The 14,525-nt window shown below is 63.5% G+C and carries 12 protein-coding genes; 4 read left to right on the forward strand and 8 right to left on the reverse strand.

Annotated elements, in window-relative coordinates:
• Both SP6_RS21295 and SP6_RS21095 read left to right on the forward strand, forming a co-directional pair.
• The coding region (locus SP6_RS21295; protein ID WP_167541264.1) for a tyrosine-protein kinase family protein at positions 1-418 on the forward strand (418 nt) is incomplete at its 5' end.
• 108 nt (positions 419-526) lie between these two features.
• Entirely contained in the window at positions 527-1,675 is a 1,149-nt protein-coding gene (locus SP6_RS21095) for a tetratricopeptide repeat protein (protein WP_156146128.1), read from the forward strand.
• Positions 1,676-2,694: 1,019 nt separating this feature from the next.
• Here the strand turns inward: SP6_RS21095 and SP6_RS18475 are convergent.
• The 4 genes from SP6_RS18475 to SP6_RS18490 all read right to left on the reverse strand — a co-directional run bounded on the left by SP6_RS18475 (position 2,695) and on the right by SP6_RS18490 (position 7,647).
• Complete coding sequence (locus SP6_RS18475) at positions 2,695-4,260, reverse strand: family 43 glycosylhydrolase (RefSeq protein WP_053003318.1); 1,566 nt, start codon at positions 4,258-4,260, stop codon at positions 2,695-2,697.
• 87 nt (positions 4,261-4,347) lie between these two features.
• Positions 4,348-4,986 (reverse strand): SEN1982 family lipoprotein, encoded by a 639-nt coding sequence (locus tag SP6_RS18480; RefSeq protein ID WP_042469442.1) that lies wholly within the window; start codon positions 4,984-4,986, stop codon positions 4,348-4,350.
• The gene (locus SP6_RS18485) at positions 4,983-5,999 is read right to left on the reverse strand and encodes a hypothetical protein (protein ID WP_042469443.1); all 1,017 of its coding nucleotides are present in this window, start codon (positions 5,997-5,999) and stop codon (positions 4,983-4,985) included. Before SP6_RS18485 ends, SP6_RS18480 begins: the two co-directional genes overlap by 4 nt.
• Positions 6,000-6,132: 133 nt before the next feature.
• Positions 6,133-7,647 (reverse strand): ArnT family glycosyltransferase, encoded by a 1,515-nt coding sequence (locus tag SP6_RS18490; RefSeq protein ID WP_053003310.1) that lies wholly within the window; start codon positions 7,645-7,647, stop codon positions 6,133-6,135.
• 215 nt (positions 7,648-7,862) lie between these two features.
• Between SP6_RS18490 and SP6_RS18495 the strand changes: the two genes are divergently transcribed.
• Entirely contained in the window at positions 7,863-9,035 is a 1,173-nt protein-coding gene (locus SP6_RS18495) for a glycosyltransferase (protein ID WP_042469445.1), read from the forward strand.
• A gap of 24 nt (positions 9,036-9,059) precedes the next feature.
• On the opposite strand, the gene SP6_RS18500 is transcribed toward SP6_RS18495, so the two are convergent.
• The 4 genes from SP6_RS18500 to SP6_RS20175 form a co-directional block, all read right to left on the reverse strand.
• Positions 9,060-9,497 (reverse strand): DcrB-related protein, encoded by a 438-nt coding sequence (locus SP6_RS18500; RefSeq protein WP_156146130.1) that lies wholly within the window; start codon positions 9,495-9,497, stop codon positions 9,060-9,062.
• A complete protein-coding gene (locus tag SP6_RS18505; protein WP_042469447.1) occupies positions 9,494-9,853 on the reverse strand; it encodes an ankyrin repeat domain-containing protein in 360 nt (119 codons plus the stop codon). The genes SP6_RS18500 and SP6_RS18505 overlap by 4 nt, the downstream gene beginning before the upstream one ends.
• Before the next feature lie 130 nt (positions 9,854-9,983).
• Positions 9,984-10,451: an ankyrin repeat domain-containing protein gene (locus tag SP6_RS18510; RefSeq protein ID WP_156146131.1), complete on the reverse strand. Its 468-nt coding sequence runs from the start codon at positions 10,449-10,451 to the stop codon at positions 9,984-9,986.
• An 8-nt stretch (positions 10,452-10,459) separates the two neighbouring features.
• Positions 10,460-11,875, reverse strand: coding sequence for a PAAR domain-containing protein (locus SP6_RS20175; RefSeq protein ID WP_082052569.1), 1,416 nt, complete (start codon positions 11,873-11,875; stop codon positions 10,460-10,462).
• A gap of 111 nt (positions 11,876-11,986) precedes the next feature.
• Here SP6_RS20175 and SP6_RS18520 point away from each other — a divergent pair, with 111 nt between their 5' ends.
• Entirely contained in the window at positions 11,987-14,467 is a 2,481-nt protein-coding gene (locus SP6_RS18520; protein WP_042469450.1) for a TonB-dependent receptor domain-containing protein, read from the forward strand.
• The last annotated feature ends 58 nt before the right edge of the window (positions 14,468-14,525 follow it).

Here is a 14,525-nt window from a genome sequence, read left to right on the forward strand (position 1 = left end):
CAGTCTTAGTAATTTTCTGGCAGGCGAGGACAATCTGCCATCGTTGATCTTCCCAGTTGAAACCCTTGGCTTCGACGCAATGACGGCTGGACCAATTCCACCCAATGCTGCCGAACTTTTGACAGGCAACCGGCTTGCGATACTGATCGAAGGTTTACTCGATCGCTATGATCACGTTGTTATCGATTCTCCCCCGGTCATGGGGTTGGCTGATGCGCCGCTGATTGCGTCACGCGTGGAAGGTGTCATTTACGCTGTAGAGTCGCATGGTATCAGCTCGGGTTTGGTGAAGACTGCACTGCGTCGTCTAGATAGCGCTAATGCTCGGATCTTCGGCAGCGTCTTGACTAAGTTCGAAGAGAAAAAGTCGCGCTATGGCTATGACTATGGCTATGGCTATGGACGCCAAGAAACTTGAGTTGTGATAATGGCGAATAGTCAATCTGCCCTATCGGCTAAGGTCCGGCGCTCCCAGCGAGTATGGCGATCGCCCCAAGAATGGGTTGTACGGGGGCTGGCTGCTGCGGTGATTGCCGGACTTGGCTATTATTGCGTGATCTTTTCCGTTGCTCAAGTTACTGTTCGCGGTAACCCGGCATCGGCATATAGGATGGTTCCTAATAGCGGAGCCATCGCGGGTGATTATGCTGCGGGGTTAATGCGTGAAAATCCCTCACTTGCTAACGCACTAGCCCGGCGTGCTCTAATGCATGATCCGACAGCAATCGGCGCGATCGTTACTTTAGGCATAAATGCTCAGTTACATGGTGATGTCGGTGCTGCACGGCGTTTGTTCGCCTATGGCCAACGCCTATCACGTCGCGACAACTCGACACAATTATGGGCGATCGAAGATGCGGTCGCTCGCAATGACATACCTGACGTGCTGCGTCATTACGACGTCGCATTACGTACCTCTCCGAATTTGGCAGACATTTTGTATCCGGTACTGGCATCGGCGAGTGCCGACCCTGCGATCCGTTCGGCCCTGATCCGCACGCTTATTGCCAGGCCTCCATGGGGAGACGGCTTCCTTATATACATGTCGGGTAAAGGGCCTGACCCAGAAGCTAGTGCGCGCTTCCTACAGGGAATGGCGCAAGCTAAATTGCCTGTACCGGCCGAGGCCATAGCTAATGCGGTCAATGCTTTGTTAGCCATTGGACATGGCGATGACGCGTGGGCTGTGTATCAGATGTGGCATCCGAAGGCGGATCGCCGTTATTCTCGTGATCCTCGCTTTACAGGTAGTCGCCAGGCTCTATCAGTCCTAGACTGGATTCCTATAGACGGTGACGGGCTAACTGCATCGATCCAGGCGGGGCAGCGCGGCGGAATTTTAGATTTTGTGGCTTCATCCAGCGCCTCCGGTCCTGTTGCCCGGCAGATCCAGTTGCTACCGGCGGGTACCTATCGTTTGACGGGACACAGCACAGGACCAGCGCAGGCACAAGATGCTCAACCCTATTGGACAATCCGGTGCCAAAATAATCTAGAGATAGCACGAGTATCGCTTGCAAATGTCGATGGCGATGCTGGTAGTCATCAAAAAGTGATATTCAAGGTGCCTGCCGGATGCCCGTTGCAGATCCTGGAATTAGTCGTTCGTCCGTCCGACAACGCTGCTGGGTCGAACGGACAAATTGATTATCTTAAAGTAGAGCCAATTCGATGATACGGCCATTATCTTTGGCAGTAATATGGGTCGTGGCTCTATTCACTGGCGTAGGCTGGGCAAATACCTCTGTAGCGCAACAGGGCACATCGATACGATCTCATTCTGAAAGAGGAGCGAGCGAGGGGAGCGAAGCCTCAGGATCGTTTTCACAATCAAACTCGCAAATTGCCCTGCCTACTAGGCCAGCGTCTGCCGGACATGTTGCGAGATCCACTGTTGGGGAAGTCGGTCATCGCGTAAACCGCGAAGATAGCTTTTTGCAATCCCAACCTTTGGCACGTATTGATAGTCGTATTCGTAACAGGGTTCAGTCGCGATTGAGGACACGAATTGATCGGATATATGATCCTCAAGAAACCTCCACATCGGCTTTCAATACAGCGGCAAACCAGGCGCGCATTGTCGCAGGTAAAATTCCAAGGTAGAGTATTTGCAAAATCTAAGTTGCAATTTAACATAAATGGCGCTGTTACTGGGATAAAAGTTATTTTATAATACGCTGTACGTCTAGTCTGACGCAGATACGTTAATTCTAAGCGGTAGACCTGCAGACATCGGCATTGACTACGTATAACGTAAGAATAAAATAGGGCGTAGGATAAAGGGCGGCCACGGTTACTCCCTCATCGCATAAGTTTTTACTTAAAAGCACGCTATTGTTAAAATAGGCACGGGCAAGAGGCCTTGCCTGATCGATCTACGTGCATTTGTCGCGGCGCCAATGGTACAAAAGACACTTTTTCATTTGGTTATGTACAAGCAACCCCTTTTCGCTGCGACTATCTGATAATGTCTTTTATCATATTAAATATAAGGTGTATATGCCTGCATGTAACGAGGGCCGGATTGGGGCAGTTGGCAGTCGTTTTTTGACCGACGAAGCCGAGGTGCCCGAATAATAGTCTATTAAGCCGAGCATCACATTTGATCGTGCCCGTTGGGGTGATCGACAAGTCGTCGAATGCGCCGAATGTCACTCAGCCCGAGCAGCAGCGTCCCGATCCGGGCCAGATTTTTTAAGGCGAAATTTTCCCACTCGGCGTCAGAGCCTCCCATTCCTCAATGGCCAGACCGGCATGACGGTCCTTCGTGCCTGCCGCATCGAGCACGGCGCGCAGATGGCGGGTGGTGACGGGGCGGAAGCGGATCTCTTGGAACCCATCCACACCAGTGTAGTAGGTGCCCGCAATTCGCCGCCACCCTCGATCCCAATATTCCAGATGCCAAGCCGCCGGTGGGGCGATGCCTTCGTCCGAGCCGGCGGGGTGGTCGGCGAAGAAGCGGATACGGCTGGCGTTCAGGCTGACGGGGTGGGACCAGCGATATTCGATCCAACCGATGGCGGGGTTCTGTTCCGTCCAGTTGCTCCACATGTCGGGCGGTAGCGGGTTCGCGCGCACCACGCCGTCGTTCAACGCGGCGAGCCAATATTGCACCGGTACCGGTGCGTTGGAGGCGGTGGCCGAGGCGCTCGGGGCGATATTGCGGGTGGGGCGTGGCGGCGGGCCGGGGGCCTTGGTCGGCTGCACCGGGCGGATGGCGGCGGGGGAGGTGCTGTCGTCCCATCTCATCGGATCGAGCGCGACCGAGCGACTGAAATGGCCGCCGCCTTTCGCGTCCGCCGTATGGTAGGCGAGGTACCAGCGCCCCCTGAATTCGACCGCGCCGGCATGGGAGGTGGTGGAGGAGACGGGGTGCAGGATCACGCCGCGATAGGTCCAGGGACCCATGGGTGATGGGGCCGAGGCATAGGCCTGGCACGCATGGTAGAGGGTCGGGGTGCAGGGGCTGTCGGGGCCGGCATTGTTGGCGGCGTAGAGCAGATAATAGGTGCCGCGCCGTTTCATCAGCCAGGGCGCTTCGAAGAAACCGGTCGCGCCGGTGACGATATGCTCGGGCCCCTTGGGGGTGGCCATGTCCGCTGCCAGCTCCATCGCGCGCAGTCGGCCGAAGGTGCCCCAATAGATATAGATGCGGCCGTCATCGTCGATCAGGACGGTGGGATCGATATTCTGGATGTCGTTGGCGACCGGCGTCTCCTGCGAGATGATCGGGCCGGCGGGATGCGCATCGCGCCAGGGGCCGGTCGGCCGATCGGCGACCGCGACACCGATCGCGAAGCGGTCCTTGGTTTGGCTCAGGCTCTCGCGCTGCAGGACCGGTGCATAGAGATAGAAGCGGCCGTCGCGTCCCTTCACTATCTGCCCGGCATAGGCACGGCCCGGCTCGGCCCAGGCGAAGACAGTCTCAGGCCGGGCGATGGCGGGATGATTTTGCCATCGCCCGCTGGCGGGGTCGGTGGTCGACAGCAACTGCCACTCGTTCATGATGAAGTCGTTGACGCCGTCCGGGGCTTCGTCGCGTCCCGCCAGGATCCAGAGCATATCGCCATCGACCAGCGGCGCGGGGTCGGTCGAATAGGTGCGACCATCGCTGAGGATTGGATTGCCACGGCTGTGGATCATCTCGGGCGATGGCGTCGCGGCACCGGCGAGCAGGGTCAGCAAAGGCAGGATCGCTTGACGCCCCCTCCTGCCGCGATGGGTCAGCGAGCGGAGTGGAGCGCCATCAGGAATCGTCATGGCGGCATGATATCGCAATCACACCGCTATGAAAGACAATAGTATACAATTCTAAAGCTTTGTAGGCATGTCGATATGTCGACAGGTCTACGGAAAAAAGCCTTGATCGGCAGGGAGTTCGGTGCTGGCGTCCTTCCCGGTATCCCCGTTCAGCACCCAGCGATCACCCTCGCGCGTGGCGGCCTGCTCGGCGCTATGTACCTCATCCAATTGACGGGTGAGGAAGGGGAAGGCGGCACGGATGTCGGTGCGCTGGGTCCAGGCGGGCGGCTGGACGATGCGATAGTCATAGCGCAGCACCTCGCCCTTGACCGCCGGGCCGGTCGCGGCGCCGACATCGCGTGCCTCGGGACGGACCGCGACCACCTGTTTGCGGCCATAGCAGAGCAAAGGCTCGGCCGGGCTCGCGGGATCGAGGCGACGCAGCCACAGGTCGCGCTTGCCTGCTTCGGTGGGCTCGATCCGGATGCGCGGACGATCGCCGGTGTCGGGCAAGGTCACGCGGCGGACCAGCCCGGCCGCGACCAACGCGTCGACCTTGGCACCGCTCAGCGCATCGGCGCTGAATTCGATCGGCCATGTGCCCGACAACAGCGGTGCGCATTGCCGCTGCCCCTCCACCTGCGCGCGGATTTGAGCGAGCGCCTCGCCGCTGGGCTGGGGCTGGCTCGCTCCTTCGCTGCACGCGGCGAGCAGCGCCAGCCCGGCGACCAGCGCACGGGTCACGTCCGCAACCCCAGCGGCGCCAGCGGTTGCGTCATATCGGACAGCCAGGTCAGGGTCCGCTCGGCCGCGGCGACCTCCTTCAGCCGGGCCTGGCCGGCATCGCTTTTGCCGAACCAGCCGCCGGGGGCGTAAAAGGCGCTGCCGCGCACATGCTTGTGCACCTTGTCGATCTGATCCTCGACATCGCCGCCCGGGCGGGTGACGCCGACCCATTGCACGGGACCGCGCGACGGATCGGTATTGCCGCGCGGATAGTCGCGCGAACTGGGCAGCGCATCGATCGGCTTGCTGGTCAGGCTATGCATGTTGCCCGGAATGGTCTGGGTCACCAGCTCATCGGAATCGAGCACCCAGACCATGTAGAAGCCGAGCTCGATCTTGGGCGCCAGCCGCGACGGTTCGATCTTGCCATTCGGCTTGTTGGCGATCGGCGCGGCGCGCAAGGAGTCATAGGCGCGCGCCTTGTCGCGCTCGCTCAGCGAGCCGCTGCGTTCGATCGCGTCGGCTGCCTCGAACGCCAGCAGCTTGTGGTTGATCAGCCAGGAGTTGAGCTGCTTGTCGCGGTTCAGCGGGTCGGTCGCCAGCAGGTCGCGGCTGTTGCTCATCGCCTTGACGATCGAGTCCTTGATGACCTTGCCCGTCTCGTCCTTGACGATGTCGAGCGCCTTGCCGATCGCAAAGGTCGCGGTCGCATTGGCGGCCACCGCATTATAGACGCCGAGCGCGCGGGTCGTGCTGCGCCCCGCCAGCAGGCGCAGCGCGCCGCGATTAGCGAGCACCCGCAGCGAGGAGGTGGCGGCGGTCGCCATCAGGATCGATCCGGGCAGGATCGCCGCAGCGGTCACGAACAGCTCGGCGCGCGCCTTGTCGCTCTCGCTCTGCTTCTTGAAGGTGTCGGTATAGCTTTTATAGGCCAGGTTATAGGCGATGATATAGGGGTTGCAGACATTGGCCTGCCACGCATCCACCGCATCGCTCACCTGGTTGCGATAGCTTTGTAGTCGATCCGGCATTGTGCCCTCCATCGGTCATCCGGGGGATGGCGAACCATCGGGAACGGTGGTCGAGTGTTGCTCAGTGCGAACGTGGGAGGGACCCTAGGACGCAATATCCTGGGTCGACAAGAGGGTAGCCGCTTCGCTTGGGTTAAGTTGGCCTATCCAGATCGGCGCGCGACGGGCAGTGGGCTGGCGTCGTGCCCGGCTCAGGACGATAGACCAGCCGCATCCGGTTCGGTCCCGTCGGCACGCAGGCCGCGAGGTGATAGTCGCGCGCCAATACGCCGCGTAGCACCGCGCGGGTGGCGGCATTGCCAAAGGCGAAGCGCGGATAATCGTCGACGATCGCACCCGGCCGCTGGGCCAGGATGCGGCGAATCTCGACGACGGGATCGGTGCCGATCGCGGCCACGCTCGCCTCGTCACGGGTGTTGAGATGGCCGGGAAATATCCAGCGCGATGGCAGGCAGCTATGGGTCAGCATATAGAGCGCCGGATAGCCGTCATAGACATAGAGGCAGCCGCTGGCCGGTGTCGCCGCGCGCGCGACCGCCATCGCCTCGGCCGCGCCGCCCTTAGTGCGTTCGCTCAAGAAAAGCACGATCTGCCCGGCCAATGCGATCGCGAGGACGAAGGCGATGATCCATGTCCGCCGCCAGCGGTCGAACACGGGCGCCGCGACGATCACGGCGGGCAGGACGATGGGCATGGCATAATGCGGGCTGCCGAACCGGCCATAGAGCAGCACTGCGGCGACCGTCACCGCCAGCCAGATCAGGAGCACGTCGAAGCCGCCCCGCGCCTCGCCAGGCACCCGTCGCCAGGGCCGGCCGAGCGCGATCACCAGCGCCAGCGGCGACAGGATGCCGATGCACGCCGCCAGCCCTTCCAGCTCATCGGCCAGTGGCCGTGCCGCCTGTCCGCCGACGGACAGGAAATTGCCGAAGAGCCAGGCGGATCCATGCCCCATCGCGGCATAGACGCCGTAAGCGACCAGCGTCGGCAGCAGCGCCAGCGCGATCCACCCCAGCGCCACGCCCGCCAGTCGCGCCATCGGCACCCGCGTGCGCCACCCGTGCCAAAGCAGGATACAGCCAAAGGCCACCCCTTCGGGCAGCACCGAATATTTGATCTGGAGCGCGATCCCGATCGCCGCCATCGCGACCGCGCCCTGAACGCATAGCCCCCCCCGCTCCTGGACCGCGCGCAGTACCGCGCCCGCCGCCACCAGCATCAGCACATTGTAGAAGACGGGGGACTGACCCCCTTCCCCCTCCATCAGGTTCAGCCAGAGGATATAGAGGATCGCCGCCACGACCGCGCCGATGGGGCTGGCGAACCGCCGGGCCACCCGGTGCACGCCGTAAGCGGTAGCGATGACGAAGCCGGTCGCGACCAGCTTATAGGCCAGGAACCCGTCGCCCCCGAGCGCACGCGCGCCGGCATAGAGCAGGAACAGCCCGATCGGCTTGCGATCGAATATGTCGACATAGGGCAGCGCGCCATGCAGCATCCGGTCGCCGACCAGCAGATAGAACTGCTCGTCGAACCCGATCACCGGATTGCCGAAGGTCCGCGCACGGGCGACCAGCGCGACCAGCGTCAGGAGCAGCAGGACGGTCCCCTGCCCGCGCCACATCTGCCCGTTCCGGCCGCGCCGCATCGTCCATCTCCGCTGACCCTGCCCGTCGTTCATGCGACCAGCGGGTGGGTCGCTTTGCCTGCGAAGGCAAGCGGCAATGCGTCGGGGCCACGATGATGGACCCCCATGACGCCTATGTCATGGGGGCTGTCTATGGATGGGGCGGTCATGCTATCCGGGCCGCCTATGAGCGGGATCATGGGGCATATCGATGAGGATCGGGGCGGGCGGATGACGTGCGCGTCCTGACCTTCCTGCACAGTTTCGAGCCCGGTGGGGTGGAGCGGATCGCGCTGCGCCTCGTCCATCGCTGGCGTGCGACCGGCGTGGATGCGCCGCTGTTCCTGGGGCGAACCGATGGCGCGATGGCACGGGATGTCGGTGCCGACCTCGACTTCGTGACGCCGCGGCGTCGCTGGCCGGGCATCGCGCATTGGGAAACGCTGTGGATGGTCGCCACGCTGCCGCGCGCGGTGCGGACGATCCGGCCGGACGTGCTGTTCTGCGCGGGCAATACCTATGCCTTTGTCGCGGTGATGCTGAAGCTGATCCTGGGGCGCGATTGCCCGCCGATCATCGCCAAGATCAGCAACAATCTCGACCGCACCGACGCGTCCTGGCTCTACCGTGTCTTCTATCGCCTCTGGCTGCGTATCCAGGGGCTGGCGATCGATCATTTCGTCGGCATGGAAAAGCCGATGCGTGCCGAGATCGTGCAATGCGTCGGCGTCTCGCCCGCCCGCGTTGCGATCATCCCCGATCCCGCCTTGTCCGAGGCGCAGATCGCGGCCCTGCGCCAGGCTGCGCCGGTCGCACAGCCGCGCGACGGCACCGGCCACCGCTTCGTCACCGTCGCGCGGCTGGCGCCGCAGAAGAACCTGGCGCTGATGCTGCGCGGTTTCGCGCGCGGTGCCGCGCCCGCCGATACGCTCACCATCTTTGGCGAGGGCCCTGAACGCGCGATGCTGGAGGCATTGGCGGTGGAGCTGGGCGTGGCCGACCGGATCGCGTTCCGGGGTTATGTCGCCAATCCGGCCAGCCTCCTGTCGGGCTACAACACGCTGCTCCTGTCCTCGCATTATGAGGGGGTGCCGGCGGTGATCCTGGAGGCGCTGGCCGCCAATATCGGCATCATCTCCACCGATTGCAGCCGGTCGATGGCCGCGCTCCTGCAACAGGGCACTCTGGGCACGCTGGTGCCCGTCGGCGACGAAGCGGGCTTTGCAGCCGCCATCCGCGCCGCCCGCCCCCAGGCCCAGAACGCCCAGCGCACGCTGCACCAGGCGCGCCGCTTCACCATCGAACATGGCGCGGACCATTATGTCCGCGTGATGCGCACCGTCCTGCACCGCCAAACCGTGCCGGCGCCCGCACCGCATATCGAGGTCCCGGTCGCGCCGCAGCTCTGAGCCTGGCGCACAGGGCCTGTCGCCCTATGTCAGCCGCAGCGTTTCCAGCATGGCATGGAACTGGGGTTCAAGCGCGGCCATGTCGCCGCGCGGTGCGGTGGCCGCCGCCATTACGACCGTATCGGGGTCCGCCGGCAGGAAGGACAGCCACTGCGCCAGCGGCTCGGCGCCATCGGTCCAGACGAGCCGCATCTCGGCAGTCGGCAGGTCGGGCGTGGCGTGGCGGCGCATCAGTTCCGCATAGCCCGGCTTGCCCTTCCAGCGTTTAATCTCACCCTCGACATGCGCCTCGATCCGCCGGGCGATGTCGGCAGGGGCCTGTCCGCCGCCCGCCAGCACGTCACGCGTCACCACCAGATTGGCTGCGATCCCCGATGCGCCGGGAGGGGCCGTCAGCACCAGCATCGATCGGTCGGCCCACCCCTCGGGACAAGCGATTTCCATGCCCTGCACCCGGCTCACGACTGCGCCCCCGCCGGTGGCCAGCGCCCTTCCTTGACCATTTCCAGCACCTCGTCGCTCTTGGGCGGCGGAAAGGGATAGCCGCGCGCCTTCAGCTTGGCGATCACGCGCAACCGGGCCTGATCCTCTTCCGATCCGGGAATGACGCGGCTGGTCTGGGTGCGCTGGGCGGCGGTGATGCCGAACTGGTCATGCGCCCAGATATCGGCACCATGATCGATCAAGGTTTCGACCATGCCCCATTGCATCGTCTCGGCCGCCGCAATCATCGGCGTGCTTTGATTGGCCGGATCGCGTTCGTTCAGGCCGACGCCCTGTTCCGCTAGCTGGCGAACCCTTTCAGGCCGGGAATGCATTACAGCCCCCAACATCGGCTGTATTACCGTATTGTTCGTCACCGTGCTCTCCCCCGAGCACCCAACCGCGAATAGGCAGCCGATCGTCACGGCATAGACCTGCCAAATGATTTTCATACCCTTCGCTCACCTATGACTGCGCTCCCGTCGGTGGCCAGCGTCGTTCCTCGACCAGCTTCAGCACCTCGTCGCTCTTCGGTGGCGGAAAGGGATAGCCACGCGCCTTCAGCTTGGCGATCACGCGCAGTCGTGCTTGGTCCTCGTCTGATCCGGGAATGACGCGGCTCGTTTCGGTACGCTGAGCTGCGGTTATTCCGAATTGATTATAGGCCCAGATGTCGGCCCCGTGATCAATGAGAATTTCGACCACGGTCCATTGGTTTGAGCCCGCGGCAAAGATCATCGGCGTGTCATTGTTGGTGTAATAGCGTTCGTTCAGGCCGACGCCCTGATCCGCCAGGCGACGCACCTCATCGGTCTTGGCATGCATGACGGCACCTAACATCGGCTGGATCGCCTGCTTGTTCGTCACCGTGTCTTCTCCCGAGCATCCTGCTGCCAGCAAGCTGCCAGCCATCATCATTACGTAACGTCGCATAAGCTGTCCTAACCGCATCCGTTGATGACTAGATCGAGTGCAATTGAACGCTGTTTCATATGGAGCGCTGGGATAACCTCGTCCATCAAGTGCAAATTGACCGAGCGCATCGCGGCATATTTACCGGCGGCTACGATACCGTCGCTTTCATAAGCCTGACGCATTCCATCTTTTATGTCGGGTTCGTCTGGGGGCAACGGCCAGGCGCGGGTTTCAGCTGTCCGCGGCATTACCGGGATTGCCTGACTGGAACGCAATATTTCGCCCTTGAGATAAACGCCGTCTATTTCGGATGGTAGCGCGTTAGGTACGGTGTCGCTGCGCAAACCTGCCGCGTTGAACGTCGTTGCTGGCAGGCCAGACGAGCGCGCTGCTGCTGAGGCCATGCCACCACCTAATGAATGCCCAGTGAAACGCGCGTTTCGCCCCATGCCGCCTGGTGCATTGGCGACCGTATCGCCGATATTCTGTGCATGGGTATAATAGAACGCATCCATCCCCAGGCCTTGGGCAAAATTCTGCCCCCAATCCGAAGCACTGGTCATGGTCGTCCCCTTGAAAGCCACCAGCGGCGCGCCCGTGGCATTGTTGACGAACACGCCGGCCCGAAACTCGGTGGGTTCGCCCGTCGTGGGATCGATGGGATGCTCCAGCATCGCTTCCGTCAGGTTCAACCGGCGCAGATCCTTGGGCGTGGCGTTGCGATAGCCGGGCGGCGGGGTGCGTTCGCCGGGGGGATCATAGACCGCCTGCGCGGCCTGCGCCTCGACGAGGAATTGCGCGATTTTCGCGGCGTCCGCGCGCAGCAGATCGCAGGTCGAGGGCGGTGGTCCCTGACCGATCCGGACATCGGGCGATCCCTCCAGGATGAAAGCACCGCAATCGAGCGTGTCGGAGACTCGCGCCGCCTCGCGCTGGTTGATGGAGACGGTCCGGGACCCGCTCACGACGGTGCGCAGACCGCTATGCTGGCGGCACTGGCCGGTCGATCGGATCGTCATGGTGGCGGGGCGGCCGTTGATGAAGACGTCGCGCGAGCCGAGCGTCAGCTGGCCATCGGCCGGCGTCCAGCGTCCGCCGCTCAGTCCGCGTGCGATCAGCCGGCCGAGATTGCCGGCGCGCATGTCCACCTCGCTGCGACGGGCAAAGAACAAACCGTCCAGTGCCTCGCCGAACAGGCCCTGGCTAAAGCTATGGCCGATCGGATCGCCCACTCTGGCGGCGGCATTCATGCTCATCGCGGGCGCTTCTCCCTGCATGTCGTCGCGATCGTTTGACCTTATTCGACAATCGTCGGACGGGTAAACAAGCCATATCTTCACGTCAGTTGTGAAAACCACGGCAGGCGGCCACCGTGATATTCCGTCGATATGGCGAAGCATGAGCCTTAATTGTGACATGATTGCCACACTAAACATCGCCATCACGTCGGCGATGGGAGTGGCTGGACGATGCGGTACAGGGAGCGCGCGCGGCCGAGGGGCGGCGTGGGATGGTCGGCGGTCGTCCTGGGATTGGCGATACCGACAGGGGCGATGGCGCAGGCTAACCCTGGCGAACAGGCACCCCCTTCGGAAGTCACCGTCACCGGCAAGCGCATTCCCGGCTCCGTCATCGGGGCGGTCGAGCCGGTGGCGGTGCTCGATGCCGAGGCGATTGCGGCGCTGGGCGCGCCCAGCCTGGCCGAGTTGCTCAAGCGGGTGAAGTCGCTGACCAGTTCGGCGAGCGGGGGCGAGCCGGTGATGCTGCTCAACGGGCGGCGCATATCGGGCTTCGCCGAGTTCCAGAACCTGCCCTATGAGGCGATGGAGCGGATCGAGGTGCTGCCCGAGCAGGAGGCGGCGCGCTTCGGCTATCCGCCGACGGTGCGGGTGATGAATTTCATCACCAAGAAAAAATTCCGCGCGGTCACCGCCCAACTGCTGCCCGGTATCACGACGGACGGAGGCGGTGAGACCAATTATGCCGAGCTGACCTCGGCCCGGATCGACGGCCCCCGCCGCCTGACCTTCAACCTGTCGCACTTCCGGCAGAACCCCGTCCTCCAGAGCGAGCGCGCTGTCGTGCCCGATCCCGAGACGCTGTTCGCGACGACGGGCAATGTGACGGGTGTGAACGGTGCCGGCCTGGACCCTGCGCTCGACCGGCTGGCGGGGCGGGCGGTGACCCTGTCGGGGGTGCCGGTCGATCCGGCCGCGCGGGCGTCGCTGGCGGCTTATGTGACGACCCCGGTCGCGGTCACCGATCTGGGGCCCTATCGCACCCTGATCCCTCGCACCGACACCATCCATGCCGAAACCGGCATCGGCAGCCCGCTCGGCAAGTCCCTGTCGGGATCGCTGACCCTGTCGATGGAGGCGAGCCAGAATCGCGGGCTGAACGGGCTAGCACCGACCGTGCTGGGGGTGCCCGGCGGGGCGGGGGCGCTGCCTTTCGCCAATGATGCGCTGCTCTATCGCTATCTGCCCGCAAGCGTGCTGCACCAGCGGACGACCAGCATGGCGCTGCATGCGGGCGGCACGCTTCTGGGTGATGTCCGCCGCTGGAGCTGGGCGGTGACGGGCAATTACGACCGGCTGGTTTCGCGGAACAGTTCGGAGACGGGCGTGCCGTTGGGGGCGCTTCAGGCGGCGATCGATGCGGGCGGCGATCCCATGGCGCCGATCGATCCGGCGATCGCGGTGCAGCGGCTTGTCAACCGCAGCCGTGCGGTGTCGGACACGCTGGGGGTCAAGGCGACCGCCAACGGCCCCGTCGTCCGCCTGCCCGCCGGCGAGGCGCAACTGACCGTCACCACCGATTACAGCCGCATCGACAGCCAAGCACGCTCCAACCTCGCGCTCGCGGACCCCGGCGTCGGACGCACCATACGCGGGGCCAGCGTCAATGCGACGGTGCCGATCGCCTCGGCGCGCGAAGGTTCGCTGTCCTTTCTGGGCGAGATGCAGCTCAGCGGCATGGCGGGGGTGTCGCAGGTGTCCGACTTCGGCCGGCTCAGCACCTCCAATCTCGGGCTGACCTGGTCGCCCGTCCGCCCGGTCCAGCTCAACGCCTCGGTCAATGTCGCGCAGACCGCACCTGCCGTCACCCAGCTGGTCGCGCCGGTGCTGACCACGCCCAACACGCCCTTTTTCGACTATGTGACCGGGCGCAGCACACTGGTCACCACCATCATGGGCGGCAATCCCGAACTGGCGCCCGAACGGCGTCGGATTACCACGCTCGGCATCGCGCTCCAGCCGATCCGGGACAAGGATATCCGGCTGAGCGTCGATTATCTCGACACGCGGATCGACAACCAGGCGGCCTCCTTGGGCGGGGCCACGCCGGCGTTTCAACGCGTCTTTCCCGACCTGTTCCGCCGCGACGCGCTTGGCCAGTTGATCAGCGTCGATCTGCGCCCGGTGAACCTGGCGTTCGAGCGTGAGCGCAAGCTGCGCATGACGGTCGATCTGCAGGCGACCCTGGGCAAGGCCCCCCCACCCCCGGCCGCGCCCCTCGCCCCCGATGCGGCCAAGACCGCGCCCCCACCCCGCCCGCCCAAGCCGCGATTGCAGATGCGGATGTCGGCGACGACCAATTACCGGCTGGAGGACCGGCTGACCCTGCGCGACGACGGGGCGGTCCTCGACCTGCTCGATGGCGCGACGCTCAGCGGTACCGGCGGGCGACCGCGCTGGGATGTCGAACTGAACGGCTCGGTCAATTACGGGATCGCCAATCTGGGGATGTACGGCCGTGTCCAGGGGCGGACCCGCATCCGCAGCGACATCGCCGCCTCCGACCTGCAATTTTCGGGGCGGACCTGGCTGGTCCTCTACAGCTTTCTCGACACGCACAAGATCGTGAACAAGCCTTGGACCAAGGGCCTGATGATCCACTTCACGATCGAGAACCTGCTCAACGACCGGATCAAGGTCACCGATCGCAACGGCCAGACGCCGAACCGCTTTCAGCCGGCGCTGATCGACCCCGTGGGCCGATCGATCCGGATCGGGGTGCGCAAGCTGTTCTGAATTGGGGTGGTAGGACACCGGTTCCTGCCGATCGCAACGGTTCAGACGCGCGCGACAA

It is taken from the genome of Sphingomonas paucimobilis NBRC 13935, assembly GCF_000739895.2.
GTDB lineage: Bacteria > Pseudomonadota > Alphaproteobacteria > Sphingomonadales > Sphingomonadaceae > Sphingomonas > Sphingomonas paucimobilis.